This window comes from Pseudomonas sp. TE9122 (assembly GCF_056278925.1).
The window spans coordinates 3,119,635-3,143,427 of sequence record NZ_JBWBQI010000001.1 but is presented as its reverse complement, the minus strand read 5'-3'; the positions used below and the strand labels follow the sequence as shown (position 1 = coordinate 3,143,427).

At 60.0% G+C, this 23,793-nt stretch carries 27 protein-coding genes; 13 read left to right on the top strand and 14 right to left on the bottom strand.

Annotated features, from left to right (window positions below; translation table 11 throughout):
* Positions 1-21: 21 nt before the first annotated feature.
* From ACZ9BE_RS14170 to ACZ9BE_RS14145, 6 genes are all read right to left on the bottom strand, one after another.
* Positions 22-1,023: a glycosyl transferase family protein gene (locus tag ACZ9BE_RS14170; protein WP_236168576.1), complete on the bottom strand. Its 1,002-nt coding sequence runs from the start codon at positions 1,021-1,023 to the stop codon at positions 22-24.
* Positions 1,020-1,355 (bottom strand): TusE/DsrC/DsvC family sulfur relay protein, encoded by a 336-nt coding sequence (locus ACZ9BE_RS14165; protein ID WP_016770652.1) that lies wholly within the window; start codon positions 1,353-1,355, stop codon positions 1,020-1,022. The genes ACZ9BE_RS14170 and ACZ9BE_RS14165 overlap by 4 nt, the downstream gene beginning before the upstream one ends.
* The gene (tusB, locus tag ACZ9BE_RS14160) at positions 1,352-1,645 is read right to left on the bottom strand and encodes a sulfurtransferase complex subunit TusB (RefSeq protein WP_056788919.1); all 294 of its coding nucleotides are present in this window, start codon (positions 1,643-1,645) and stop codon (positions 1,352-1,354) included. Before tusB ends, ACZ9BE_RS14165 begins: the two co-directional genes overlap by 4 nt.
* The gene (gene tusC, locus ACZ9BE_RS14155; RefSeq protein WP_095182056.1) at positions 1,645-2,001 is read right to left on the bottom strand and encodes a sulfurtransferase complex subunit TusC; all 357 of its coding nucleotides are present in this window, start codon (positions 1,999-2,001) and stop codon (positions 1,645-1,647) included. The genes tusB and tusC overlap by 1 nt, the downstream gene beginning before the upstream one ends.
* A 2-nt stretch (positions 2,002-2,003) precedes the next feature.
* Positions 2,004-2,396, bottom strand: coding sequence for a sulfurtransferase complex subunit TusD (gene tusD, locus ACZ9BE_RS14150; RefSeq protein WP_476249595.1), 393 nt, complete (start codon positions 2,394-2,396; stop codon positions 2,004-2,006).
* 165 nt (positions 2,397-2,561) lie between these two features.
* Positions 2,562-2,891 (bottom strand): DUF6388 family protein, encoded by a 330-nt coding sequence (locus tag ACZ9BE_RS14145; RefSeq protein WP_476249594.1) that lies wholly within the window; start codon positions 2,889-2,891, stop codon positions 2,562-2,564.
* Between the two features lie 133 nt (positions 2,892-3,024).
* Between ACZ9BE_RS14145 and ACZ9BE_RS14140 the strand changes: the two genes are divergently transcribed.
* On the top strand, positions 3,025-3,375 hold the full coding sequence (locus ACZ9BE_RS14140) for a hypothetical protein (protein ID WP_024013401.1): 351 nt from the start codon (positions 3,025-3,027) through the stop codon (positions 3,373-3,375).
* A 102-nt stretch (positions 3,376-3,477) separates the two neighbouring features.
* Here the strand turns inward: ACZ9BE_RS14140 and ACZ9BE_RS14135 are convergent, their stop codons facing one another.
* Complete coding sequence (locus ACZ9BE_RS14135; protein ID WP_476249593.1) at positions 3,478-3,903, bottom strand: GNAT family N-acetyltransferase; 426 nt, start codon at positions 3,901-3,903, stop codon at positions 3,478-3,480.
* Positions 3,904-4,055: 152 nt separating this feature from the next.
* Between ACZ9BE_RS14135 and ACZ9BE_RS14130 the strand changes: the two genes are divergently transcribed.
* The 5 genes from ACZ9BE_RS14130 to ACZ9BE_RS14110 all read left to right on the top strand — a co-directional run bounded on the left by ACZ9BE_RS14130 (position 4,056) and on the right by ACZ9BE_RS14110 (position 8,522).
* The gene (locus tag ACZ9BE_RS14130; RefSeq protein ID WP_016775257.1) at positions 4,056-4,496 is read left to right on the top strand and encodes a hemerythrin domain-containing protein; all 441 of its coding nucleotides are present in this window, start codon (positions 4,056-4,058) and stop codon (positions 4,494-4,496) included.
* A 207-nt stretch (positions 4,497-4,703) separates the two neighbouring features.
* Positions 4,704-5,339, top strand: coding sequence for a lytic polysaccharide monooxygenase auxiliary activity family 9 protein (locus tag ACZ9BE_RS14125; protein WP_476249592.1), 636 nt, complete (start codon positions 4,704-4,706; stop codon positions 5,337-5,339).
* Between the two features lie 98 nt (positions 5,340-5,437).
* Positions 5,438-6,025, top strand: a complete 588-nt coding sequence (locus ACZ9BE_RS14120; protein WP_024013397.1) for an NUDIX domain-containing protein — start codon at positions 5,438-5,440, stop codon at positions 6,023-6,025.
* 171 nt (positions 6,026-6,196) lie between these two features.
* A complete protein-coding gene (gene ggt / locus ACZ9BE_RS14115) occupies positions 6,197-7,924 on the top strand; it encodes a gamma-glutamyltransferase (protein WP_095182053.1) in 1,728 nt (575 codons plus the stop codon).
* Between the two features lie 64 nt (positions 7,925-7,988).
* Entirely contained in the window at positions 7,989-8,522 is a 534-nt protein-coding gene (locus ACZ9BE_RS14110; RefSeq protein WP_476249591.1) for a cysteine hydrolase family protein, read from the top strand.
* A 156-nt stretch (positions 8,523-8,678) separates the two neighbouring features.
* Here the strand turns inward: ACZ9BE_RS14110 and ACZ9BE_RS14105 are convergent, their stop codons facing one another.
* Positions 8,679-8,993 (bottom strand): DUF7693 family protein, encoded by a 315-nt coding sequence (locus tag ACZ9BE_RS14105; RefSeq protein WP_476249590.1) that lies wholly within the window; start codon positions 8,991-8,993, stop codon positions 8,679-8,681.
* A gap of 160 nt (positions 8,994-9,153) precedes the next feature.
* Here ACZ9BE_RS14105 and ACZ9BE_RS14100 point away from each other — a divergent pair, with 160 nt between their 5' ends.
* The gene (locus tag ACZ9BE_RS14100; RefSeq protein ID WP_476249589.1) at positions 9,154-10,599 is read left to right on the top strand and encodes a SulP family inorganic anion transporter; all 1,446 of its coding nucleotides are present in this window, start codon (positions 9,154-9,156) and stop codon (positions 10,597-10,599) included.
* Here the strand turns inward: ACZ9BE_RS14100 and ACZ9BE_RS14095 are convergent.
* Both ACZ9BE_RS14095 and ACZ9BE_RS14090 read right to left on the bottom strand, forming a co-directional pair.
* Positions 10,567-12,798: a response regulator gene (locus ACZ9BE_RS14095; protein ID WP_476249588.1), complete on the bottom strand. Its 2,232-nt coding sequence runs from the start codon at positions 12,796-12,798 to the stop codon at positions 10,567-10,569. The two genes, ACZ9BE_RS14100 and ACZ9BE_RS14095, sit on opposite strands and share 33 nt — an antisense overlap.
* 186 nt (positions 12,799-12,984) lie before the next feature.
* Positions 12,985-13,503 (bottom strand): carboxymuconolactone decarboxylase family protein, encoded by a 519-nt coding sequence (locus ACZ9BE_RS14090; protein ID WP_095182048.1) that lies wholly within the window; start codon positions 13,501-13,503, stop codon positions 12,985-12,987.
* Positions 13,504-13,634: 131 nt separating this feature from the next.
* Between ACZ9BE_RS14090 and ACZ9BE_RS14085 the strand changes: the two genes are divergently transcribed.
* Positions 13,635-14,450 carry an AraC family transcriptional regulator gene (locus ACZ9BE_RS14085; RefSeq protein ID WP_150741130.1) on the top strand — a complete coding sequence of 272 codons (816 nt, stop codon included), beginning with the start codon at positions 13,635-13,637 and terminating at the stop codon, positions 14,448-14,450.
* A 3-nt stretch (positions 14,451-14,453) separates the two neighbouring features.
* Here the strand turns inward: ACZ9BE_RS14085 and ACZ9BE_RS14080 are convergent, their stop codons facing one another.
* A complete protein-coding gene (locus ACZ9BE_RS14080; protein ID WP_476249587.1) occupies positions 14,454-15,347 on the bottom strand; it encodes a DMT family transporter in 894 nt (297 codons plus the stop codon).
* An 89-nt stretch (positions 15,348-15,436) separates the two neighbouring features.
* Between ACZ9BE_RS14080 and ACZ9BE_RS14075 the strand changes: the two genes are divergently transcribed.
* Both ACZ9BE_RS14075 and ACZ9BE_RS14070 read left to right on the top strand, forming a co-directional pair.
* Positions 15,437-16,768 carry an aminotransferase-like domain-containing protein gene (locus ACZ9BE_RS14075; RefSeq protein ID WP_476249586.1) on the top strand — a complete coding sequence of 444 codons (1,332 nt, stop codon included), beginning with the start codon at positions 15,437-15,439 and terminating at the stop codon, positions 16,766-16,768.
* Between the two features lie 40 nt (positions 16,769-16,808).
* The gene (locus tag ACZ9BE_RS14070) at positions 16,809-17,186 is read left to right on the top strand and encodes a c-type cytochrome (RefSeq protein ID WP_476249585.1); all 378 of its coding nucleotides are present in this window, start codon (positions 16,809-16,811) and stop codon (positions 17,184-17,186) included.
* A gap of 506 nt (positions 17,187-17,692) precedes the next feature.
* On the opposite strand, the gene ACZ9BE_RS14065 is transcribed toward ACZ9BE_RS14070, so the two are convergent.
* On the bottom strand, positions 17,693-19,348 hold the full coding sequence (locus ACZ9BE_RS14065; RefSeq protein ID WP_236168585.1) for a sensor domain-containing diguanylate cyclase: 1,656 nt from the start codon (positions 19,346-19,348) through the stop codon (positions 17,693-17,695).
* Positions 19,349-19,525: 177 nt separating this feature from the next.
* On the opposite strand from ACZ9BE_RS14065, the gene ACZ9BE_RS14060 reads away from it, so the two are divergent.
* Positions 19,526-19,861, top strand: a complete 336-nt coding sequence (locus ACZ9BE_RS14060) for a hypothetical protein (protein ID WP_476249584.1) — start codon at positions 19,526-19,528, stop codon at positions 19,859-19,861.
* A gap of 74 nt (positions 19,862-19,935) precedes the next feature.
* Here the strand turns inward: ACZ9BE_RS14060 and ACZ9BE_RS14055 are convergent, their stop codons facing one another.
* A complete protein-coding gene (locus ACZ9BE_RS14055; RefSeq protein WP_476249583.1) occupies positions 19,936-20,415 on the bottom strand; it encodes a phage infection protein in 480 nt (159 codons plus the stop codon).
* 124 nt (positions 20,416-20,539) lie between these two features.
* Positions 20,540-21,109 (bottom strand): chorismate mutase, encoded by a 570-nt coding sequence (locus ACZ9BE_RS14050; protein ID WP_150634961.1) that lies wholly within the window; start codon positions 21,107-21,109, stop codon positions 20,540-20,542.
* A gap of 198 nt (positions 21,110-21,307) precedes the next feature.
* Here ACZ9BE_RS14050 and ACZ9BE_RS14045 point away from each other — a divergent pair, with 198 nt between their 5' ends.
* Positions 21,308-22,666, top strand: a complete 1,359-nt coding sequence (locus ACZ9BE_RS14045; RefSeq protein WP_071171782.1) for an MATE family efflux transporter — start codon at positions 21,308-21,310, stop codon at positions 22,664-22,666.
* 88 nt (positions 22,667-22,754) lie between these two features.
* Positions 22,755-23,780, top strand: coding sequence for an acyltransferase family protein (locus ACZ9BE_RS14040; protein WP_252876549.1), 1,026 nt, complete (start codon positions 22,755-22,757; stop codon positions 23,778-23,780).
* Positions 23,781-23,793 lie beyond the last annotated feature (13 nt).

Sequence of the window (23,793 nt, the reverse complement as noted above, 5' to 3'; positions counted from 1 at the left end):
AGATCGGGCGCTAATGATCGGTTAGATCGATGTGTTGCGCGCCGCCCAATACTGCTCGGCGGTTGCGAACGCCTCTTCGCGATTCTGACCGAGACCGCGCAGGGCGAGAGCCATGGTCGCAATCAAAGCCATTTGCGGGTAACTGTCGACCACATCGCCACGCCACACGGCTTTCAAGTGCTCGATGTCCAGCGAGGCGGGTTTGACGTGGCGCTGCGCTGACAGCTGCGGCCATTCTTCATCCCAGCTCTGACCGCCGCTGGTGCCATACAGGTGGCTGGTGGCGTCGGGGTTGATCTCGATTTCACCGCCATCGCCCTTGACCACAATTGCCGTGTCGCCGAGCAAGCCGCTGGCATCGCGATGCACCGCCTGGTAACCCGGGTGAAAAATGCTTTGCAGGCCGCAGCGTGCGCCCAACGGATTGAGAATCCGCGCCAGCGAGTGGATCGGCGACCGCAGGCCCAAGGTATTGCGCAGGTCGATCATCTTTTGCAACTGCGGCGCCCAGTCCACGAGCGGCATAAACGCCAGGCCGCCGTTGTCCAGTGCCGCGCCGACCTGCTGCCAATTGCGGCACAGGGGAATGTTCAGTCCGCCCAGCAGTTGTTCGCTATACAGGCGCCCGGCCGTGTGCGCGCCGCCGCCATGCATGAAGATGCGTACGCCGTTTTGCGCCAGGCACTTGGCTGCCAGCAGGTACCACGGCAGATGGCGTTTTTTTCCGGCGTAGGTCGGCCAATCCAGGTCGACATTCAGCGACGGCGCCTGCAAGCGTGCGCGCAGGGCTTCGGTGAAACCGGCCATTTCCTCGGCACTTTCTTCCTTGTGGCGCAGCAACATCAGGAAGGCACCCAGTTGCGTATCTTCGACCTTGTCATCGAGCACCATGCCCATGGCCTCGCGGGCTTCCTCGCGCGTCAGGTCGCGGGCGCCGCGCTTGCCCTTGCCGAGAATGCGCACGAATTGCGCGAACGGATGCTCGGCAGGCGTTTCGAGGGTCAATGCTGGAAAGTCGTTCATAGGCAATTCGTCGGTTTGGGCAGGCCCGCCAGTTTCGCGGCGAGTTTGGCAGGGGTGCCTTTGAACAGTCGGTTCAGGTGCAGGCTGTTGCCTTTGTCCGCGCCGAGTTTCAACGCGGTGTACTTGATCAGCGGCCGCGTGGCCGGCGATAGCTGGAATTCGGCGTAGAAGCTACGCAGAAGCTCAAGGACTTCCCAGTGTTCGGGCGTCAACTCGATGTCTTCAGCGGCGGCGAGGGCGCTGGCGACTTCAGCCGACCAGTCGCTGAGGTCAACGAGAAAGCCATCCTTGTCCAGTTCGATGGCGCGGGCGCCGACGGTCATTGAATTCATAGCCAGCTGTTGACCTTGGCGTGATGGATCGACAGTTCGACAAACGCCGGGTAGTCGATGGCCTCGGCCCAGTCTGGAATCTCGATCGCACGCGCCTGTGCGTCCTCAATCAATACAAACAGTCTGATTGCTCGCTCTTGAAGGGTTGAGAACGGCACAGTGTCCGGTTGCAGCGCATACACCGCATCGCCGGACAACAATACCGCATCGGCGCTGCCGAGCAGGCGCAGGCAACTGCTCAGACGATCGTCGCCGAACGGGGAATGAGACAACACATGCAAAGTCGACATCAGAGGGTGATCACCTGATCGTAACGGTCAATAAGGGCGGTGATGTGGTCAGCAGCAAGCGGCTGCGCCTCGTCCAGCGACAGGTTGCCAAGACCGCGAGCATTGGCGCTTTCGGCGCAATAGAACAGCTCTTCGACACCAAACATCGGCAGCGCCTGCAGATTGGCGCTGAGGTCTTTCTGCTGCAAGGCCTTGGCGTTCTGCCCGGCGGCCAGTTGCAGCACGCCGTCATCGAGAAACAGCAAACCGATCGGCAGATCAAAGGCGCCACCGGCCAGCACGATATCCAGCGCTTCCCGCGCACCGGGGCCGGACCATGGCGATTGGCGGCTGATGATCAACAGCGATTTGGCCATGTTCAAGCACCTCCGAAACAGATGAGACGGTCAGCGTCCTGCACGGCACCGTGCAATTGACCCAGACCGGACAATTCCCACGGCGCGCTGAGCGAAATCGCTTCACGCTGGTAACGCTTGGCTTCTTCTTCGTTCAACACGCCACGGCGCAGAGCGGCGGCGATGCAGACCACGCCGTCGAGTTGCTTTTCGTTGATGAAGGCGCGCCATTGCTTGGGCAAATCCTGTTCATCCTGCGGCGTCACCACTGCATCGGAGGCGTTGAACACGCCGTCCTGATAGAAGAACAGCCGGACAATCTCATGGCCGCCGGCCAGCGCGGCCTGGGCAAACAGCAGGGCACGGCGCGAGGAGGGCGCATGGGCGGCGGAAAACAGCGCGATGGCGAACTTCATGATGGACTCGATCAGCGAAACTGCGGCCATGATAAAGCTTTATCGCTCGTGCCGCGAAACCCGAGTTTTACGCAGATACCTTTGTAGGAGCTGCCGAAGGCTGCGATCTTTTGATCTTGAAGAGCAAAATCAAAAGATCGCAGCCTTCGGCAGCTCCTACATCGATTACGGGGTGATGCCGTAAAGATCGCAATACTCGATCCAGTCCATCCCCGCCATTTCCGCCACTTCCCGATGCACTTCCAGCCGTTGCGCGTGATAGTCCTCCGGTGAATCAGCGGTCAGCTGCAACGTCAGCTCCCAGGCAAACAACCCCTGGCTTTCCGCCTCAGCCTCGAATGCTTCATGCAAGCGTTCTTCGCGGTACTGCGCCTGGGTTTCACCCTTGGCCTGAGCCAACAGCGGGTTGAGATGGTCGAGGGTCTCGCGCAGTTCGGGGCGCGCATCGAGAAACAGTTTCAGGGCGTGTTCATGTCGTTGGTCGCTAGGCGCCATGTAATGTCCTTGTGTGGCTGAAGATCTCAGAGTGCCGCAGCTGCTCACGCGTGTCGCGCATAAAAACAGTAAAGCAGAACGATTTGCCGCGTTGCAGTGCTACAGTCCGCTTTTTTCTCGATGAGCAAATGCAATGCGAATGCTGATGGTAGTGCTGGCGGCGGCCCTGTTGGCCGGGTGCGCCGGTTCGGTGATGAACGATGCTCGCAGCAAGAGCCCGGACAAGGTCCTGACCTCGGACAAGCCGGAGAAAGACGTCGCCCGGTGCGTGCAATTCGCCTGGCAGGACGAAGCGGTTTTCGGCGTGGACGCGGCGGCCTATCTGGAGCCGCGCGAGTCTGGCGGCACGACGGTCTACACGCGTTCAGCGGAGTCGTTTGTCGATGTGATCACCGAAGCGTCCGGCACAACCTTGAACTACTACGCGCAGAAGAGTGATTTTGTCGCGATGCGGCGGATGGCGGCGATGGCGACCTGCCTCTGATTGTGTGTCGAGGCGGCTGGCGCTTTCGCGAGCAGGCTCGCTCCCACAGGTTGAATGCTTTCCAGTGTGGGAGCGAGCCTGCTCGCGCAAAGGGCGAAACAGTCAGTCGATCAGCCGCTTCTGGAAAAAATGCCGCTTGTGCCCCGGTGGATAGTCAACGATCTCACCGAACTGGCTGAAGCCCAGCTTCTTGTAGAACTCCGGCGCCTGAAAATCGAAGGTGTCGAGCCAGATTCCGTAGCAGTTCCTGTCTTCGGCCAATGCTTCTGCCTGTGCCATTAACCTGGAACCAATCCCCTGTCCGCGACTTTGTTCCGGTACTGACAGCAAATCGATGAACATCCAGCGCAAAGTCACTCGCCCGTACAACCCGCCCAGTATCGCGCCATACTCATCTTTTACCATCAAGGCGAACGGCTCGGTTTTCGATATGCCGGTCTTCGCATCGTTGTATTCAATCAACGGTTGGAGAATGGCCTGGCGCTGTTCCTCGGTAGGATTTTCTGTCAACTCGATACGCAAATTCATGCATGACTTCCTTGTGTAATTGAACGCCCAGCCTAACCCGTCCGGGCAAACGCCTCCAAGCCCTTCGATCGAACAAGCGGAACCGTCAAACCAGCGTTGCGGTCTAGGCTTTTATCGCGTCTTTCCCTGAGCGCGATTGATGAGGAAATCCCGTGAATATTTTTGAAGCCCTGCGCGAAAGCCACGAGCGCCAGCGCACTTACGCCAAGGCTCTGATCGCGACCAGCGGCGACAGCCCTGAGCGGGTCGAGGCCTACAAGCAGCTCAAAGCAGAACTGCAAGCGCATGAAACCGCTGAAGAGCGGCACTTCTACATCCCGTTGATGGAAATCGACGAAGGCGTTGACCTGAGCCGCCACGCCATCGCCGAGCACCACGAAATGGACGAGATGATGGAAGAACTCGACGAGACCGAGATGTCCAGTCCGGCGTGGCTGGCCACGGCCAAAAAGCTCTCCGACAAGGTGCATCACCACCTGGAAGAGGAAGAGCACAAATTCTTCCAGATGGCCGGCAAGCTGCTCGACGATAAACAGAAAACCCAACTCGCCGGGCAGTACGAAAAGGAGTATCAGGCGCAACTGTCTGAATGACCAAAGGCGACTCGGCGTGTAGGTGTTCAGCTACACGTTGAGTGCGATGCGTCGTCGGGCACTGGTTATGCATCCAGTATTTCCGGGCGTTTTACGTCTTGCACGGTGGGACTGTGACAAAAGCGCCGATGGACAAAAAATTCACCTCCGTTAGCTTGAAGGCCTCTCCTCGGGAAGGAGAGTTCTCAAATCAACGGAGTGAACATGATGAATCAGGCAATCCCACAAACCCAACTCAAACACGGTCGTGTCATCTCGCCAGCAAGTCGCGGCGCAGTGGCCATTGACCTCGGCTTGCTCGGCGCTTGGCAAGTCAATGAAATGGAGGGCGGCAAAAACTTTCCGGCCGTGAATGCCGGGCCGTTCCCGCAACCCTTCGAGACCGACTCGGACAGCGTCGCGCCGCCGGCCGATGGCTACATTCTCAGCGGCGGCAAGACCGATGCCCGCGATTGCGTCAATTACACCGACGACGAGATGAGCAAGAAGCTCGGCCGTTCATTCAACTGGCCGCTGCTTAATGTCGATCCGGGGCAGATTCTCGAGGTCGGCTGGGCTTACACCGCGCCGCACACCACCCGTGGTTATCGCTGGCTGATCACCAAAGACGGCTGGGATCCACAGCAACGCATCAGCCGTGCGCAGCTCGAAACCCAGCCGTTCTTCGAAGACTTCTACCTGCAAGTGCCGTATTACAGCCATGCCGGCGAATTGAAGGCCAAGGTTGATCACCAAGTGCAACTGCCGACGAACAAGAAGGGTCATCACGTCATTGTGCTGATGTGGATCGTCGCCAACACCGGCAACGCCTTCTACCAGGCCTTCGACGTCGACTTCCAGTAACAACCCAGGCTGAACGAGCCCGGTAGCGCTGCCGGGCTTTTTTTGTCGGCGCAATTGTCCGACCATGGCAGTCCCCCATGAAGACAGGATCAGACGCGATGTCCAACACAGCCGAACGGGTCAACATCGTCGACACACAGGTGTTGTCCCACGACTGGTATCTGCTGAAGAAAATCACTTTCGACTACCACCGCAACAACGGTGAATGGCAGCGCCAGACCCGCGAGGTCTACGACCGGGGCAACGGCGCGGCGATTCTGCTGTTCAACCGCGAAAAGCGCACGGTGGTGCTGACCCGCCAGTTTCGTTTGCCGGTGTTCGTCAACGGCCACGATGGATTGTTGATCGAGGTGGCGGCGGGGTTGCTGGAAGGTGCCGCCCCTGAGCAACGCATTCGTGACGAAGCCGAGGAAGAAACCGGTTATCGCGTGCATGACGTGAAAAAAGTATTCGAGGCGTATATGAGCCCCGGCTCGGTGACGGAGAAGCTGCACTTTTTTATCGCCGAATACGACGCCGCGTCCAAAGTCAGCGACGGTGGTGGGCTGGAAGAGGAAACCGAAGAACTGGAAGTGCTCGAGTGGGGCTTCGATGAGGCACTGGCAGCATTTCAACGCGGCGAGATCTGTGACGCCAAGACCATCATGCTGTTGCAATACGCAGCGATGAACAACCTCTTCGCTTGATGAAAGATCGCAGCCTTCGACGCATTTTTCAGGAGCTGCCAAATGCTGCGATGGCTCAGCATACTGGCTGAACGGGGAGGCGCAATACGCAAAGCCGGCCATACTGCTTGTTGCTCCTGAAGCGCTGCCCTGCGTTTTGCGCAGTCCCCAAAAACAAAAAGAGATCGACTCATGAAGTACGAACCTTTGGCCAGATCGCTCATTGCGACCTCCCTGGCGCTCAGCTGTCTCATGGCTCACGCGGCATCAGTGGCGCCGGTGGCGGCGGAAAACGGCATGGTGGTCACCGCGCAACATCTGGCGACCCATGTCGGCGTCGATGTGTTGAAAAACGGCGGCAATGCCGTGGATGCGGCAGTGGCCGTGGGCTATGCGCTGGCGGTGGTCTATCCGGCTGCGGGCAATCTTGGCGGTGGCGGGTTCATGACCATTCAACTGGCGGACGGACGCAAGACCTTTCTCGACTTCCGCGAGAAAGCCCCGCTGGCAGCGACCGCCAACATGTATCTGGACAAGGACGGTAACGTCATTCCGGAACTGAGCACGCGCGGCCATCTGGCCGTCGGGGTGCCGGGCACTGTGTCCGGCATGGAGCTGGCGCTGAGCAAATATGGCACCAAACAGCGCAAGGACATGATTGCCCCGGCGATCAAACTGGCCGAAGACGGTTTCGAGCTGCAGCAGGGCGATGTCGAGCTGCTCGAATACGCGACGGATGTGTTCAAGAAGGACATGCGCGATTCCGGCTCGATCTTCCTCAGCAACGGCGAGCCGATGCAGGTCGGGCAGAAACTGGTGCAGAAGGATCTGGCGAAAACCCTGCGGACGATTTCCGAGAAGGGCGCCGACGGCTTCTACAAAGGTTGGGTCGCCGATGCCATTGTCACGTCCAGCCAAGCCAACAAAGGCATCATCAGCCAGGCCGACCTGGACAAATACAAGACTCGCGAACTGGCCCCGGTGGAATGCGATTATCGCGGCTATCACGTAGTCTCGGCGCCACCGCCCAGCTCCGGCGGGGTGGTGATCTGCCAGATCATGAATATCCTCGAAGGCTATCCGATGAAGGACCTGGGCTTCCATTCCGCTCAGGGCATGCACTACCAGATCGAAGCGATGCGCCACGCGTACGTTGATCGCAACAGCTACCTCGGCGATCCGGATTTCGTGAAGAATCCGATCGAGCACCTGCTGGACAAGAACTATGCGACCAAACTGCGCAACGCCATCCAGCCGCAAAAGGCCGGCGTGTCGGCTGAGCTCAAACCCGGTGTAGCGCCGCATGAAGGCAGCAACACCACGCACTATTCGATCGTCGACAAGTGGGGCAATGCCGTTTCGGTCACCTACACCCTTAATGACTGGTTCGGCGCTGGCGTGATGGCGAGCAAGACCGGGGTGATCCTCAACGACGAAATGGACGACTTCACCTCCAAGGTCGGCGTGCCGAACATGTACGGTCTGGTTCAGGGGGAAGCCAATGCCATCGCGCCGGGCAAGGCGCCGCTGTCGTCAATGAGTCCGACCATCGTCACCAAGGATGGCAAAGTGGTGATGGTGGTCGGCACGCCGGGTGGTAGCCGGATCATCACCGCGACCTTGCTGACCATGCTCAATGTGATCGATTACGGCATGGGGCTGCAGGAAGCGGTCGACGCGCCGCGCTTCCATCAGCAGTGGATGCCGGAGGAAACCAACCTCGAAGACTTCGCCGCCAGCCCGGATACGAAAAAGCTCCTCGAGAGCTGGGGCCACAAGTTTGCCGGCCCGCAGGATCCCAACCACATCGCCGCGATTCTGGTCGGCGCGCCGTCACTGGACGGCAAACCGGTTGGCAAGAATCGCTTCTACGGCGCCAATGATCCACGGCGTAATACCGGCTTGTCACTGGGTTACTGAGCGGAGTAAAAAGGGGCGGGCTCAGGTCCGCCCCATCTCAAGGACTGATCAAGGAAGGCTCGACATGACCACCGCATTACTGATCATCGACGTCCAGCAGGCGCTGTGTGCTGGTGAATATCAGTGTTTTGAAATCGACCGCGTGATCGCCACGATCAATGATCTCAGCCAACGCGCCCGCACGGCTGGCGTTCCGGTGGTGTTGATTCAGCACGAAGAAAAGGACGGTCCGTTCGTGCATGGCGCGGACGGTTGGCAACTGGCCGAAGGTTTGCTGACTTCGACGAAAGACCTGCGTGTAGGCAAGACTACCGGGGATTCTTTCTACCAGACCGATCTCGGCAAGCTGCTGCCCAGCGAGGACTTCGAACGCCTGATCATCTGCGGCCTGCAAACCGATTACTGCGTCAACGCCACGGTGCGCAGCGCGCATTCACTGGGCTACGACATCGTCGTTGCACGGGATGCGCATTCGACGGTCGATAACGGCAACATGAGCGCTGAAGACATCATTGCCCAACACAACAAGGACTTCGCCGCCCTGACCGGTTCCGTGGCACGGATCGACGTCAAACCGGCAGCCGAGATCACCTTCTGAACTCACACAAACCCCCTGTGGGAGCGAGCCTGCTCGCGAAAGCGCTATGACAGCCAAGATCAAACCGACTGATATACCGCCTTCGCGAGCAGGCTCGCTCCCACAGGCGTTTGGTCGGTCTCAACATCAGAGAGCACCGCAGTCGGAAACGATGCACTAGGTTTGGACACTATTCGCCTCACACAGCAACCGCTCGATCTGCGCCAGTTCCCATGTGCTGAGCAGACTCACCGGGTCCGTGCCATAACGCTGCCAAGTGTCCAGCGTCGCTTCGTCCCCGGCGCAGTTGCGCGCGTATTCACAGTGATGCAAGTGTCCCTCGGCGAAGTCCAACAGCAGATGCCAGCCCTCGATGTAGACGGCAATCAGCCCGGACTGGGACATTACCTCGCAGACTTCGAACGCAAGCACGCCCAGCGCAGCTTCGCGCAGACGCTGACACACATCCCGGGCGGACAAAAACGCTGACATGCTGCGACTCGATTCGATGGACAAGCCTGCAAGGATAAGGCCCGCGCCACTCCATGTCAGCGTTTCACTGGCCCGAGGCCGAACAATTCCGTAACATTCGCCTCCCTCTTTTTTCGCGAAAACAGCAGCCGTGCCCAGCGGCCGCTCAGTCAGGTAAGCCATGAAACCGATTCGTCTGCGCGCCGATGTCCTCGCCGGACTCACCACCTCGTTCGCCCTGTTGCCCGAATGCATTGCTTTCGCCCTGGTCGCGCATCTCAATCCGCTGATGGGCCTGTACGGCGCTTTCATCATTTGCACGCTGACAGCGTTGTTTGGCGGCCGGCCGGGCATGGTTTCCGGCGCGGCGGGCTCGATGGCGGTGGTGATCGTCGCGCTGGTGGTGCAACACGGCGTGCAATATCTGCTGGCAACGGTGCTGCTCGGCGGTCTGATCATGATGGCGTTCGGGCTGCTGCGCTTGGGCAAACTGGTGCGCATGGTGCCGCATCCGGTGATGCTCGGTTTCGTCAACGGCCTGGCGATCATCATTGCCCTGGCGCAACTGGAGCACTTCAAAAGCGGCGAGCACTGGCTCAGCGGTACGCCGCTGTATCTGATGACCGGGCTGGTGCTACTGACCATGGCCATCGTTTACATCCTGCCGCGCCTGACCAAAGCGGTACCGCCGGCCCTGGTGGCGATCCTTGGTGTCGGCCTGCTGGTCTACCTGTTCGGCCTGCCGACCCGTACCCTCGGTGACATGGCGCACATTGCCGGCGGTCTGCCGACTTTCGCCATGCCGGACATTCCGTGGAGCCTGGAAACGCTGCGCATCATCGCTCCGTACGCGATCCTGATGGCGATGGTCGGCCTGCTGGAAACCTTGCTGACACTGAACCTGACCGACGAGATTACCGAAACCCGTGGCTACCCGGATCGCGAGTGCGTAGCGCTCGGAGCGGCCAACATGGTGTCCGGGGCCTTCGGTGGCATGGGCGGTTGCGCGATGATCGGGCAGACCGTGATCAACCTCAGCTCCGGCGGGCGCGGGCGCTTGTCCGGCGTGGTTGCCGGTGTGCTGATTCTGTTGTTCATTCTGTTTCTGTCACCGCTGATCGAGCGTATTCCGCTGGCCGCACTGGTGGGGGTGATGTTTGTGGTATCGCAGCAGACGTTCGCCTGGGCGTCGTTGCGGGTGATCAACAAGGTGCCGCTGCACGATGTGCTGGTGATCATCGCCGTGACCACCATCACCGTGTTCACCGATCTGGCCACGGCCGTGCTGTGCGGGATCATCATCGCCGCGCTCAACTTCGCCTGGCAGCAGGCGCGCGAACTGTACGCCGATGAACACCTGGAGGCCGACGGCAGCAAGCTCTATCGCCTGCACGGCACGCTGTTCTTTGCCTCGACCACGCCGTTTCTCAATCAGTTCGATCCGGCCAACGATCCGGCGAAAGTCATTCTCGACTGCCGACACCTGAGCTTTGTCGATTACTCGGCGATTGCCGCGTTGAAAACCCTGCGTGAACGCTACGCCAAGGCTGGCAAGCACTTACAGGTGTTTCATCTGTCGGAACGCTGCAAGAAATTACTCAAGCGCGCCGGCGTCGATCACGACTGACGCCGCTGGTTTTGCGTCCTTGAGCCAGGTCTTGCCGAGAATCCGCGAGACCTGTTCGGCGGAGTAGGGCTTGGCGAGAAACTCGAAACCTTCGTACCCGCTGCGGGCCAGTTCTTCGCTGTAGCCGGAGGTCAGAATCACCGGTAGATCGGGGCGGCGCTGGCGCAGCTCCCTGGCCAGCGCGACGCCGGTGATGCCTGGCATGACCACGTCGGAAAACACCGCATCGAACGCGCTGGCATCGCTACCCGCCAACTGCAGGGCTTCTTCGGCGTTGGTCGCCCACGCGGTTTCATAGCCCAGATCCTGGAGGATCTGATTGGCGAAACGGCCGACGTCGAGATTGTCTTCTACCACCAGCACCCGGCGTTTTTCGCAGGCCGGCTGCACCTCGCCATCGTCCTCTGCCTGGTCCATTTCTGCCTCGATCGCCGGCACTTGCGGCAAATACAAGGTGAACTCGGTGCCTTGGCCAAGGACGCTGGAAACATCGACGTTGCCGCCGGATTGCTTGGCGAAGCCGAACACCTGCGACAGCCCCAGCCCCGTGCCTTTGCCGACCGCCTTGGTGGTAAAGAACGGTTCGAAGATGTGTTCAAGGGTGTGTGCGTCGATGCCGGCACCGGTGTCGGCCAGGGCAATCGACACGAAATGGCTGCTGGACCCGGCGTGACCGCGAATCGGCGGCAGCGCTTTGTGGCACTCCAGGCGCAATTTCAGCTCACCTTGACCATTCATGGCGTCGCGGGCGTTAAGCGCAATGTTGATCAACGCGGTTTCGAACTGACTGAGGTCGACACGGATGTAGCAGGGGTGATCCGGGCGTTCGACGCACACGTGAATCTGCGCGCCGGTGACCGATTCGAGCATCTCGCCGATGTTTGCCAAACGTTCGCCGGCGTCGACTACCTGCGGATTGAGCGGCTGGCGGCGGGCGAAGGCGAGCAACTGGCTGGTCAGCTTGGAGGCGCGCTCGACGGTGTCGGACACCGCGCGCATGTAGCGCTGACGGCGTTCTTCCGGCAGGTTGGGCTGGCGCAGAAAATCCACCGACGAACGAATGATCGTCAGCAGATTGTTGAAGTCGTGGGCGACGCCGCCGGTCAATTGGCCGATGGCTTCGAGCTTCTGCGACTGGCGCAACGCCGACTCGGCCTGGGCCAGGCGCAAGCTGCGCTCTTCGACCCGTTGCTCCAGCGTGGCGTTGAGCTCAGCCAGCGCCAGCAGGCCTTCGCGCACATTGGCATCGGCGCGCACCCGCTCGATGTGCGCCCAGCACCGTTCGGTCACTTCGCTCATCAATGCCTGCTCAAATTGCGACCAGACCCGCGGCACTTTGTCGTGGACGGCCATCAATGCGGTCAGACGGCCCTGCTTGATCAGTGGTACACAAATGGTCGCGGTAATACCGATGGCCTGAAAGGTCGCCGACTCTTCCGGTGGTAGCTCGCTGCGGTTGTCATGGATGACCAGCGGTTCCCCGGCGCGCAGCAGACGCACTGCCTTCTCACCGAAATCGCGCAGGCGGTAGTGGCCGACGATGCTTGGCGAACCCGGTGCCGCATAGTCGCCGCGAATGGTGAAGCCGTCCTCGTCGGCATCCATGTCGGCGTACGCGCAGTTGGACAATTGCAACTGCTCGACCATCAGCCGGGTGCTCGCCGCCAGGATTGCTTGCGCATCGGTGGCATTGGTCACCGCTTCGCCGATGGCATCGAGGACGGCCAGGCGTTGGTTGAGATAAACGGTCTGGGTGGTCTCGGTGACCGTGTCGAGCATGCCGACGACATTGCCCAGCGAGTCACGAATCGGGCTGTAGCAGAAAGTGAAGAACGCCTGCTCCGGACCGTTGCCGCGTTCGATCTTCAGGGCAAAGTTTTCGATGTAGGTGGCTTGGCCGGCATAGGCCGCCTCGGCTATCGGGCTGATCTCATGCCAGGCTTCTTTCCAGATGTCGCTGAAAGGACGTCCCAGCGCATGCGGCTTGTCGCCGAGAATCGGCACGAAGGCGTCGTTATAAAGGGTGATCAGTTGCGGACCCCAGACGATCGCCTGAGGGAAATGCGACGCGAGACTGAGCGAGACAGTGGTCTTGAGTACATCGGGCCAGTGTTCCAACGGGCCGAGGGGCGAATTCGCCCAGTCGTGACGGCGGATCTGCCCGGCCATCTCGCCGTTGTCTTGCAACCAGTCTGTCATGGGGTTCGTATCTTTCCGGGCATTTGTCTGAGAACAAAGACCTGCGCGCAGGGTGTTTGGTTTCAGCGCACCAGACACTGTTTGCGCTGCGAATTATTCTGACCTACATCATGGCAGCAAAAAACAGCGCTGGCGAAAAGAGCATCTTTTCGCCAGCGGATTTTTCTTCAGTTCGTGAGCGACTGCTCAGGCCTCGACGGTCGGGAAATCAATGTCGGTCAACGCCGTGTTGTTCAGGTAGTTGGTCAATGTCTGCACGGCCACTAGGGCAATCACTTCGATGATCTTGCGGTCATCGATACCGGCAGCGCGGGCAGCGGCCAATTGTTCATCGCTCAAGTGGCCACGGGTTTCGGTCAGTTGGCGGGCGAGGGCGGCGTAGGCATTCAGTTCGCCGTGACGGGCCGCGACGATGTCCTGTGGCGAGAGCCCGGCCTTGCCGGCGAACATTGTGTGTGCGGACAGGCAGTAGTCGCAGCCGTTTACTTGCGAAGTGGCGAGGTAGACGGCTTCTTTTTCCTGGGCGCTGAGCGAGGTCTTGCCGAGGATCGCCGAAGCTTGCAGGTAAGTGTCGAATGCAACTGGCGCTTGGGCGAGGGTAGTGAAGACGTTGGGCAGGAAGCCGATTTTTTTCTTCACGCCTTCCAGTGCAGGACGGGTGGCATCGGTGGCGGTGTCGAGGCTGATAGCGGGGATGCGGCTCATGGTGATTCTCCGAAATTCCGCAGCGAAGTGCAGCGGCGATGGAGAGATCTTAGGGGCTGCCAATGGCGCTTTGGCGGCAAATCGTCGAGGATATGCGGCAGATCGTCCAGATATGCCTTCGGGAGTCAGCCATGGATCGCCTTTCCACATTACTCAGTCATTTCGGCGTGAACGCCGGCACCTTTCATAGCGGCGCGTTTTGCGGCGTGAGCGTTCACGAAGGCGAGCCGGTCGGGCACGTGCATGTTCTGCAAGCCGGGGCGTTGCTGCTCAAACCGGGCAACGAGCGGGAGATCCGTCTGGACGAACCGTCACTGATTTTCTTTCCCCGGCCGTTTACCCATCGGATGTTTGCCGACGAAGCCATGGCCAGTCAGATTGTCTGTGCCTCGCTGACCTTCGACGGTGGCTCGGGCAATGCCCTGGCCGCCGCGCTACCCGACTATCTGGTATTGAAGCTCACCGACATCCCGGAACTGCGCAGCACCCTTGACTGGCTGTTCAATGAAGCCTTTGAAGGGCATTGCGGGCGCGTGGCGGTGATGGATCGCCTGTTCGAATTGCTGGTGATTCTGCTGCTCCGCCATCTCATCGGCAGTCGAGATCAGCAACCGGGCATGATGGCCGGGCTGGCTGACCCGCGCTTGTCTCGCGCTTTGAACCTGATCCATGAGCAACCGCACAAGCCTTGGAGTGTGGCCGATCTCGCGGCGGCGGCGAACCAGTCCCGCGCCGGTTTCGCCGAGCAGTTTCGCCGCGTGGTCGGGCAGACGCCGGCCGATTATCTGCTGAGCTGGCGCGTCAGTCTTGCGCAGAAACGCCTGCGCGAAGGCCGGCCGATTGCGCTGATTGCCGAAGAGGTCGGTTACGAAAGTCCGTCGGCGCTGGCCCGGGCGTTTCGGCGCAAGACCGGGCTGAGTCCTCGGCAATGGAAAGCCGGACACTGAACATTACCTGGCGAATTTCTTCGCTCCGGCCACGCAAAGAATCACCCCAAGCGTTACGCCGAGCATGCCGACGCTGACCTGCTCATGCAGCAACGTCGCCGCCAGCGCCAGACCGAAAAACGGCTGCAGCAACTGCAACTGCCCGACCGCCGCAATCCCGCCCTGGGCCAGGCCGCGATACCAGAACACAAAGCCGATCAGCATGCTGAACAGCGACACGTAGCCCAGGCACATCCACGCAGGCAAGCTGATGTTGCCGAACGAGGCGGGCGCCAGCCACAGGCTCAGCACTGCCATCAGCGGTAACGACATTACCAGCGCCCAGCAGATCACCTGCCAGCCGCCGAGGTTGCGTGACAGTTTCGCGCCTTCGGCGTAACCGAGGCCGCAGGCGAGAATCGCCGCGAGCATCAGCAGATCCCCGATGGGCGAGGCGCTTAGGCCTTGCGACAGAGCGAAGCCCACCACCAATGCGCTGCCCAGCACCGAAAAGATCCAGAACACCGGCCGTGGCCGCTCGCCGCCACGCAAGACACCAAACATTGCTGTGGCCAGCGGCAGCAATCCTACAAACACGATCGAATGCGCTGACGTTACGTGCTGCAATGCCAACGCGGTCAGCAGCGGAAAACCCAACACCACGCCCAGCGCCACAATCACCAGCGACAGCCACTGATGGCGCGACGGTCGCGGTTGCTTGAACAACAGCAGAAGTCCGACCGCCAGTGCGCCGGCAATCGCTGCTCGCACCACGGTCAGAAACACCGGATCGAATTCCAGCACCGCCAGCCGTGTCGCCGGAAGTGAACCGCTGAAAATCAGCACACCGATAAAACCGTTGATCCAGCCGCTGGTTTTTTCCAGCGCCGGGTTGGCCGCAGTCGATGTTGTGTGCATGTCGGTCGCGCTCAAATAGTGGGTTGTATTGCGGCGATCCTAGGGCTGAGAATCAGCACAATCAAAAAATTGTCATGGATACAGCCGGCATGCCCCGATCCCGTTACAAGACCTTGGTTGACCGTTACGCGGCGGATATTCGTGGCGGACGACTGCCGCCGGGCACGCGATTGCCTACGCATCGGCAACTGGCGGCGCAGGAAGGACTGGCGCTGGTTACCGCTTCACGGGTTTATGCCGAGCTTGAGGCGATGGGCCTGGTCAGTGGCGAAGCCGGGCGCGGCACTTTTGTGCGGGAAACGTCGCTGGCGCCGGGGCAGGGCATCGATCAGAAAGACGTAGCGGTCGGCATGATCGACCTGAATTTCAACTATCCGTCGTTGCCCGGTCAGGCTGAGTTGTTGCGCACGGCGTTGCGACAACTGGCGTTGTCCGGCGATCTCGAAGCGTTGCTGCGTTATCAACCCCACGCCGGACGTGCCCACGAACGCGCCTCGGTGGCGCGACATTTGTCGACACGCGGCGTGACCGTTGGAGCCGACCAAGTGCTGATCGTCAATGGCGCTCAGCAAGGTTTGGCGGTGACGCTGATGGCCCTGCTCAAACCCGGTGATGTGATCGCCGCCGATGCGCTGACGTATTCCGGGTTCAAGGTGCTGGCCGACGCGTTGCATCTGGAAGTGCTGGCGATCCCGATGACAGAGCACGGCCCGGATTTGCCGGCACTGGACAGGCTCTGCCGCCAGCGTGCGGTGCGCGCCGTGTACAGCATGCCGACGCTGCACAATCCGCTGGGCTGGGTCATGCCACTGGAACAGCGCGAGCAATTGGTGGCGATTGCCCGGCGCTATGATCTGACACTTATCGAAGATGCGGCCTACGCGTTTCTGGTGGAAAATCCGCCGCGAACCTTGATCGATCTGGCACCGGAACGGACGTTTTACGTATCGGGCCTGTCGAAAAACATCGCCACCGGTTTGCGCGTCGGCTTCATCGCGGCGCCGCTGCCTCAAGTGCCCGCACTGGAGCGAATCATTCGCGCGACAACGTGGAACACGCCCGGGGTGATGACCGCCATTGCGTGCGGTTGGCTCGACGACGGCACCGTCACCGTGCTTGAGGAGCAGAAGCGTAGTGATGCGATGGCGCGACAGGCCTTGGCCGCCGAGGTGCTGAAGGGGCTGCGCTACATTGCTCATCCGGCCTCGTATTTTCTGTGGTTGCCGTTGCCCGAAGATGTGCGTGCCGATCAGATCGTGGTCGAGTTGATGCAGCAGCAGATTTCGGTCACCAGTGCAGAGCCGTTTTCGCTGTCGGGCCATACGCCCCATGCGATTCGTCTGGCTCTCGGGTCGGTGGACATGCACGTGTTGCGTCAGGCGTTGATCACTGTCAGAACGATTGTCGGCGCTTATCTGTAAACTGCGTTCACGCCATGAAAAGCCAGGTTTGGACTGTTTAATGAAATTCACCACAGCACTGCTTCTCGCCTTGATCTTCAGCACCAGCGCACAGGCTGAGGGCGATCCTGAAGCCGGGGCGAAAATCTTTCCGCGTCTGTGCGGCGGTTGCCATCAGGTTGGCGAGTCGGCGCGTTCGGGGTTTGGTCCGCAGTTGAACGGCATCGTTGGCCGGGCTGCGGGGACTTCGGCCAATTATGTTTATTCCGCTGCGATGAAAAACTCGGGGATTACTTGGGATCGGGCGACGTTGAAAGCGTATCTGAAGGATCCGAAAGGGGTGGTGCCGGGGACGCGAATGATTTTCTGGGGGCTGAGTGATCAGGAGAAGTTGAATAATTTGTTGGCTTATCTGCAGAGGTTCAGTGCTGAGCCCTAGTCGGGCGATGGTTTCCTGGCTGATTGAGTACATATCCATTGCTGCGGTAACGGCTGCTTAGGGTTCCGCCCTTACGGCGGGTCACCTTTTTCAAACGCCAAAAAGGTAACCCAAAAGGCTTGCTCCTGCGTTCGGCCCTCGCAGGCTCGGGTCCCTTCGCTGCGGGATCGATCCGGGCGCAGCGGCTACGGTTTGCTTCGCTGCACCTCCTTCCGCTGTGTCTGGCTGCGCCAGACGGTCGCTGCGCTCCCACCCCCGGATCAATCCCTCCGCTCAGCCTTCCGACGTCGCCGGTGGATCAAGATCAAAAGCGGTACTCGAGCTTGCGCTCATTGTGGAGTGGGGCGGCTTCGCCGCGGGCAGCTGCGCTGCTTTGCTTTTCTGTGGGAGCGAGCCTGCTCGCGAAAGCGGTTCTCCAAACGACCAATATCTCCGGCTTTACCTCATCCCTGTGGGAGCTGGCTTGCCAGCGATGGCAGCCTGTCTCTGGTTGATATACGCCGGTGTCAGTGAGCATGGAACGCCACCTGATTGCGCCCCGCAGCTTTCGCCTGATACAGCTGCTGATCGGCGCGTTTGATCAGGGCCGTGTGGTTGTTGTCTGCCGGATCTGCCAGGCCAAGGCCAATACTCACCGTGACGTTGCCGACGCCCGGAAACTGCGCTTCGGCGACTGCCGTGCGAATCTTTTCGGCGACGACTTCCGGGGTGTCGGGTTGCGCGACTTCCGGCAGCAGTACGGCGAACTCTTCGCCGCCGTAGCGGGCGACGAAATCGGTGCTGCGTACGCTGTTCTGGATCAAGGTCGCCAGTTGTTGCAGGACCTCATCACCGACCGCGTGGCCGTGGCTGTCATTGATGCGTTTGAAGTGGTCGGCATCGATCAGCAGCAGGGCGAACGGGCGTCCGGTGCGTCGGGACAGCAGCGAGTATTCAGTGATTTTTTCGTCAAAACGGCGACGGTTGTAAACGCCGGTCAAGCCGTCGTGTGTGGCCAGACTCAGCAGTTCGGCGTTGGCCTCGGTGAGTGCGGCAGTGCGTTGCGCCACGGTGGCTTCCAGCGAGGCGTTGGCTTCTTGCAGCTCGCGTTCCTTGCCGAGCAGTGACTGCGTCATTGCGTCGATGGACTGGCCGAGCTGGGCGATTTCCAGTACCGGATGCTGCAGCTGAAACTGCGCGCCGGACTGGTTGTTCTGCACCTGTTTGGCCGAGTGCGCGAGTTGTTCGATCGGCCGGCTCAGGTACAGCGCCAGGTAATAAGCCACGAGACCGAAAACGATGGCGGCGAAAACGCCGAGTATCAACAGTTCATATTGCAGCGTTCGCGCCGGTTGCAGCGCGGTCTCCAGTGGCTGGCGAATGGCGATCGACCACGACAGCGCCGTGCCCGATGGCGTCGGCACAGTGACCATGCTGGTCAGGTAACCGTTGGCCGCCGTCCAGCCCGACAATACCGGATCGTTGGTCGCCAGCTGTTGGCCCATCAGCGCTTCGGGGTAGAGCACCTTGCCGTCGTGGTCGACGATCAGCGCCTGGATATCCGGCGCCGAGTTCTTGTGGGAAAACGCCGCCGACTCGACGATGCGCGTTACCCAACTCCAGTGTGCATGTGCGCCCAGCACGCCAATCACCTGTCCTTCGGCATTGTGGATTGGCGCGGCGAAATCGATGAAGCGCAGCGGCTCGCCATTGGCCAGGCCCGGCAACAACTTGGCCAGCAACACTGCTTCGTGGGGATCGCCGGTGTATTGCCGGCGCAAGCCGATCTGGAACCACGGGCGTTTCTGCACCGATTGACCGACCAGCAGATCATTGACCGCCTGGCGCACATTACCCTCGGCGTCGGTGACACCCATCCACGCATATTCGGCGCGCGCCTGGGTGCGCAACTGCATCGACTTGAGGATGGCTGGATTGTCCAGATCTCCGCGCTCCAGATGCGGTGCGCGACTGAGCAGGTAGACCTCCAGTTGCCGTTCGCGCAGTTGTTCGCCCAACAGCGTCGCCGCTGCACGCGCGGTGTTCAGCAAGGCGTTGCCGCTGGCCTGCTTCATTTGTTCGGTGGCGATGTGACCGACATAAAAGCCGACGCTCAATAACGTCAGCAGGGACAAACCGCCGAACCACAGGGTGAGATGGCTACGCAGACTGGCTTTGAACATGGAGGCGGGTGTCTGTCTTTATTGAAGTGGCGCCATGGTATGCGACATCGCCGATGGGCGGCCAGCGAACGGGTTCATGTAAATACAAAGAAGATTGATGCCAATGAGCCATCATTTTGGTTAGAATGCTCGCCGCCCGAGAGACGGATCCCGGGCGTTTTCCCATGGAGTTTTACCGTGAAATACCTCAGCAAAGTAGTCGCCGCCACACTGTTCGGTGTGGTTCTGGCAGGTTGCACCGGCGCCCCGATGAAAACCGCCCATTACGACAGCAACCAATACACCGTGGTTGGCCACAGCGAAGCATCGGCCACCGGCCTGCTGCTGTTTGGCATCATCCCTATCCGCCAGAACAGCCGATTTGTGCGCGCGCAAAACGCGGCCATCCAAGCCAAGGGCGGCGATGCAATGATCAACACGCAGGTTCAGGAAAACTGGTTCTGGGCCTGGGTTCTGACCGGCTACACCAGCACCATCTCCGGTGACGTGGTCAAGCTGAAAACCGCGCAATAAGCGACGGCTGAATGCAAAAAAGCCCGGCTGATCAGGCCGGGCTTTTTCATGGGTGTTGCGGTCATGCAGATGATTCAGGCGACACGGCGTTCGATCAGACGATCAGAACCACCTTCGGCAACACGGCGTTCGAGCAGACGATCCGAACCACCTTCAGCAACGCGGCGCTCGATCAGACGATCAGAGCCACCTTCAGCAACGCGGCGTTCGAGCAGACGATCCGAACCGCCTTCAGCAACACGGCGTTCGAGCAGACGATCAGAACCACCTTCGGCAACACGGCGTTCGAGCAGACGATCAGAGCCACCTTCAGCAACGCGGCGATCGATCAAGCGATCGGAGCCACCCTCGGCAACACGGCGTTCGATCAGACGATCCGAACCACCCTCAGCGACGCGGCGTTCGATCAGACGATCAGAGCCACCCTCAGCGACGCGGCTTTCGATCAACTTGTCCGAGCCGCCTTCAGCGACCAGGGTGTGGGCAGGGGTTGCTGCAAAAGCGTTAACTGCGAAAACCGAGAAAGCGATGCCGAGAAGGGTTTGGCGTTTCATGATCGTGTGCTCCAGAAAGTTGTTTGTTTGTCTGGAGCCGATGTTACGCCGCGCAGTTTTTATGAGAACTTCATTGACGTGATGGTGAACATCGACGCCGATGATGTTTGCCATGAGCGGCGATTCAGAGGGCTTTTGCCCGAATGCACAACTCGCCGCTGGCACGAATCAGCGCCATGTCATGCAGCGAATCAGCGGCCAGACCGTTGCGGACATTGGCCAGCCATGCCGGGCAATTCGGATCCTGGCGATAGGGCGCGAAGGCGGCGTACTGCTGCAACAAGCGCTTTTGCAGTTCATCCAGGCGCGGGCGGATCTGTTTGCCCAGATCCGGACGCGGTGTGTCCGGTGCAGCACCTGCCGCTTGCCATTGCGCGAGCAGACCGTATTGCACCAGTTTGTTCGCTTCCATCTGTGCGGCGATCAGCTGCGCGACGTCGTCCGGATCGAGTTTGTGTTCGGTGGCCAGAGTTCGGGCATTGGCGATGACCTGCGCCTCTCGCGGGCTGTCCTGGATCGGCTTGCCGCTGTCCCACTTGGTCAACGCAACCAGATCGCCGATGCTCAGGCGTTCATTCAAAGTGGCCAGTAGCGGTTTCAATGAAGCAGGCGCCGCTGCGGGTGCGGCCGCTTGAGCGTAGGCGGCCGACAGAGCGAGGAGGGAGCCAAGCAGAAAATTTGCAACGTTACGCATGAACCGAGCCTCAATAGTACGTGTCGAGAGAATCGCTGATTTACCACAGCCGCACACTGACACAAAGCGATGCCTGGCATTTACACAAATGCAAAACAGGCAATCAACGCCGATGGGAAATGTTGATTGCACGCTGCACGCAACTCACCGAAGCTATCGTCAATCAGGCCTGCCGCCGTCGAGATGGACCTCCATTCAATGCAAAGCGCCACCTTCGCCAAGCCGCTCTGGCAAACCTATCTGCTGTTTCTCGCGCCGATGGTGCTGTCGAACTTCCTGCAATCGATGTCCGGGACGGTCAACAGCATCTACATCGGCCAGATGCTCGGCACCCAGGCGCTGGCGGCGGTATCCGGCATGTTTCCCGTCGTGTTCTTTTTCATCGCCCTGGTCATCGGCCTTGGAGCTGGCGCAGGCGTGTTGATCGGTCAGGCGTGGGGCGCGCGCGAAACGCACATGGTCAAGGCGATTGCCGGAGCGACGTTGCTACTGGGTGTGTTGATCGGTTTGGTCGCGGCGGTGCTGGGCACGGTGTTTGCGCGACAGGCACTGACGGGGTTGGGCACGCCGGCGGATGTGCTCGACGACGCGGTGGACTATGCCCACGTCATGTTGTGGATTCTGCCATCGCTACTGGTATTCGTGCTGTTCACCCAATTGCTGCGTGGTGTCAGCGATACGCTGTCGCCACTACTCGCGCTGATCGTCTCCACCGCCGTGGGGCTGGCGCTGACGCCGGCGTTGATTCGCGGCTGGCTGGGTTTGCCGCCATTGGGCATTCAGAGCGCGGCGTATGCCGGGCTGGCGGGTAATCTCTCAGCAATGGCGTGGCTGGCCTGGCGGCTGATCCGCAAGGGCCATCCGCTGGCGCCGGATCGAGAGTTCTTTGCCGCATTGCGACTGGATCGGGTCATTCTCGGCAAGGTCCTGCGCATCGGCCTGCCCACCGGCGTACAGATGATCGTGCTGTCGTTATCGGAGCTGGTTATCCTGGCACTGGTCAACCAGCACGGCTCGCAAGCGACGGCGGCGTATGGCGCAGTAACGCAGATCGTCAACTATGTGCAGTTTCCGGCGCTGTCGATTGCGATCACCGCATCGATTCTCGGTGCCCAGGCAATCGGCGCCGGGCATTTGCAACGCATGGGGCCGATCCTGCGCACCGGGCTGTTGATCAACGTGTGCCTGACCGGTGGCCTGATTGTGTTGGGTTATCTGCTATCGCACTGGTTGCTGGGCCTGTTCCTGACCGAGGACTCGACCCGGGCGATGGCCGAGCATCTGCTGCACATCATGCTCTGGAGCCTGTTGGTGTTCGGCTTTCAGGCCATCATCGGCGGGATCATGCGCGCCAGCGGCACCGTCCTGGTGCCGGTGGTCATTTCGATTGTCTGCGTGGTCGGCGTGCAGTTGCCGGCGGCGTACTGGCTCGATGGGCAGTTCGGTTTGCAGGGTGTGTGGATGGCTTTTCCGGTTGCCTATCTGGGGATGCTGATACTGCAGACGCTCTATTACAAACTGGTCTGGAAACACCAGAAGATCGAGCGGTTGATTTAGGCACGGCGGACAAACATTTCTCTGTCCCCCGAGACGAAAGCATCGTAGCGTATGCGCCCACAACAATAAGGGAATGACGAGGGTTCAAGTGGGAGCTTTTCGACTGCTGTTGGCGGTGTTGGTCGCTGTATCTCATATGGGCAAAAAGTTCGCCGGACTGAATCCTGGTGTGATCGCCGTCATCTCGTTCCTGATCATCAGTGGATTCGTCATGGCTTCGCTCATCGAGCGAAACTACCGTGAGCCGAGGAAGATCGGTCTGTTCTATATCGACAGGGCTCTGAGGTTGTATCCGCAATTTCTGGTCTACTTCGTCGCCTCGTGTCTGGTTATTCATTTTCTGTTGCCCGGTACGCCCCAAGCGGCTGAGCTGACATGGAAGACCCTGTCCACCAGTTTGCTCATGCTACCGCTTGGCTATTACATGTTCGGCGTCGGCGGGACCGAGATCCTGCCACCGGGCTGGTCGCTGGGGCTGGAAATGAGTTTCTACCTGCTGATTCCATTTCTGCTGATTTGCAAGGCGCAGGGTGTCGCCTTTGCTGTCTCGGTCGGGGTTTTTCTGCTGGCCTGCCTGGGCTTCATCAATACCGATGTCTATGGATATCGTCTGTTGCCGGGTGTGTTGTTCATCTTCCTGTGCGGCTGTTATCTATACCAACGCAATATCAGAGCAATGGTCGTTGTCACCGGCACAGCCGCTGCGGCGGGACTGCTGTTTGTAGCGATCATGGTCGGATGGATTGAGCGTCGTCCGTTCAATGCCGAAGTCACTCTGGGTATCGCCGTGGGCATTCCCTTGGTCTACCTGTTGACCAAACTCAAGTTCCACCGGATGGACGAGTTCCTGGGCAATATCAGTTATGGCGTGTTTCTTAACCACTTTGTGGTGATGTATCTACTGCGGGGTTTTTGGCCCGTCGCGTATGACGCCTACGTTGTCGGAGCGGTGCTGGCGTTGTCATTTTTCTGCAGTGGCCTGACGTATTACTGCGTCGAGCGACCGGCGCTGAAGTTGCGTCACCACCTGCGCGGCAGGGCGAAGGAAAGGCCGGTTCAACCGGGGAGCGCCGAGAAAATTGTATCCCCTTTGGGTGAGCGTGAACTGGCATAACGCTCGGCTGTTT

Bases quoted from the DNA above. Each gene is read 5' to 3' on its own strand.
- ACZ9BE_RS14170 (WP_236168576.1), bottom strand. From the start codon at position 1,023: ATGAACGACTTTCCAGCATTGACCCTCGAAACGCCTGCCGAGCATCCG.
- ACZ9BE_RS14165 (WP_016770652.1), bottom strand. From the start codon at position 1,355: ATGAATTCAATGACCGTCGGCGCCCGCGCCATCGAACTGGACAAGGAT.
- tusB (WP_056788919.1), bottom strand. From the start codon at position 1,645: ATGTCGACTTTGCATGTGTTGTCTCATTCCCCGTTCGGCGACGATCGT.
- tusC (WP_095182056.1), bottom strand. From the start codon at position 2,001: ATGGCCAAATCGCTGTTGATCATCAGCCGCCAATCGCCATGGTCCGGC.
- tusD (WP_476249595.1), bottom strand. From the start codon at position 2,396: ATGAAGTTCGCCATCGCGCTGTTTTCCGCCGCCCATGCGCCCTCCTCG.
- ACZ9BE_RS14145 (WP_476249594.1), bottom strand. From the start codon at position 2,891: ATGGCGCCTAGCGACCAACGACATGAACACGCCCTGAAACTGTTTCTC.
- ACZ9BE_RS14140 (WP_024013401.1), top strand. From the start codon at position 3,025: ATGCGAATGCTGATGGTAGTGCTGGCGGCGGCCCTGTTGGCCGGGTGC.
- ACZ9BE_RS14135 (WP_476249593.1), bottom strand. From the start codon at position 3,903: ATGAATTTGCGTATCGAGTTGACAGAAAATCCTACCGAGGAACAGCGC.
- ACZ9BE_RS14125 (WP_476249592.1), top strand. From the start codon at position 4,704: ATGAATCAGGCAATCCCACAAACCCAACTCAAACACGGTCGTGTCATC.
- ACZ9BE_RS14120 (WP_024013397.1), top strand. From the start codon at position 5,438: ATGTCCAACACAGCCGAACGGGTCAACATCGTCGACACACAGGTGTTG.
- ggt (WP_095182053.1), top strand. From the start codon at position 6,197: ATGAAGTACGAACCTTTGGCCAGATCGCTCATTGCGACCTCCCTGGCG.
- ACZ9BE_RS14110 (WP_476249591.1), top strand. From the start codon at position 7,989: ATGACCACCGCATTACTGATCATCGACGTCCAGCAGGCGCTGTGTGCT.
- ACZ9BE_RS14105 (WP_476249590.1), bottom strand. From the start codon at position 8,993: ATGTCAGCGTTTTTGTCCGCCCGGGATGTGTGTCAGCGTCTGCGCGAA.
- ACZ9BE_RS14100 (WP_476249589.1), top strand. From the start codon at position 9,154: ATGAAACCGATTCGTCTGCGCGCCGATGTCCTCGCCGGACTCACCACC.
- ACZ9BE_RS14095 (WP_476249588.1), bottom strand. From the start codon at position 12,798: ATGACAGACTGGTTGCAAGACAACGGCGAGATGGCCGGGCAGATCCGC.
- ACZ9BE_RS14090 (WP_095182048.1), bottom strand. From the start codon at position 13,503: ATGAGCCGCATCCCCGCTATCAGCCTCGACACCGCCACCGATGCCACC.
- ACZ9BE_RS14085 (WP_150741130.1), top strand. From the start codon at position 13,635: ATGGATCGCCTTTCCACATTACTCAGTCATTTCGGCGTGAACGCCGGC.
- ACZ9BE_RS14080 (WP_476249587.1), bottom strand. From the start codon at position 15,347: ATGCACACAACATCGACTGCGGCCAACCCGGCGCTGGAAAAAACCAGC.
- ACZ9BE_RS14075 (WP_476249586.1), top strand. From the start codon at position 15,437: ATGCCCCGATCCCGTTACAAGACCTTGGTTGACCGTTACGCGGCGGAT.
- ACZ9BE_RS14070 (WP_476249585.1), top strand. From the start codon at position 16,809: ATGAAATTCACCACAGCACTGCTTCTCGCCTTGATCTTCAGCACCAGC.
- ACZ9BE_RS14065 (WP_236168585.1), bottom strand. From the start codon at position 19,348: ATGTTCAAAGCCAGTCTGCGTAGCCATCTCACCCTGTGGTTCGGCGGT.
- ACZ9BE_RS14055 (WP_476249583.1), bottom strand. From the start codon at position 20,415: ATGAAACGCCAAACCCTTCTCGGCATCGCTTTCTCGGTTTTCGCAGTT.
- ACZ9BE_RS14050 (WP_150634961.1), bottom strand. From the start codon at position 21,109: ATGCGTAACGTTGCAAATTTTCTGCTTGGCTCCCTCCTCGCTCTGTCG.
- ACZ9BE_RS14045 (WP_071171782.1), top strand. From the start codon at position 21,308: ATGCAAAGCGCCACCTTCGCCAAGCCGCTCTGGCAAACCTATCTGCTG.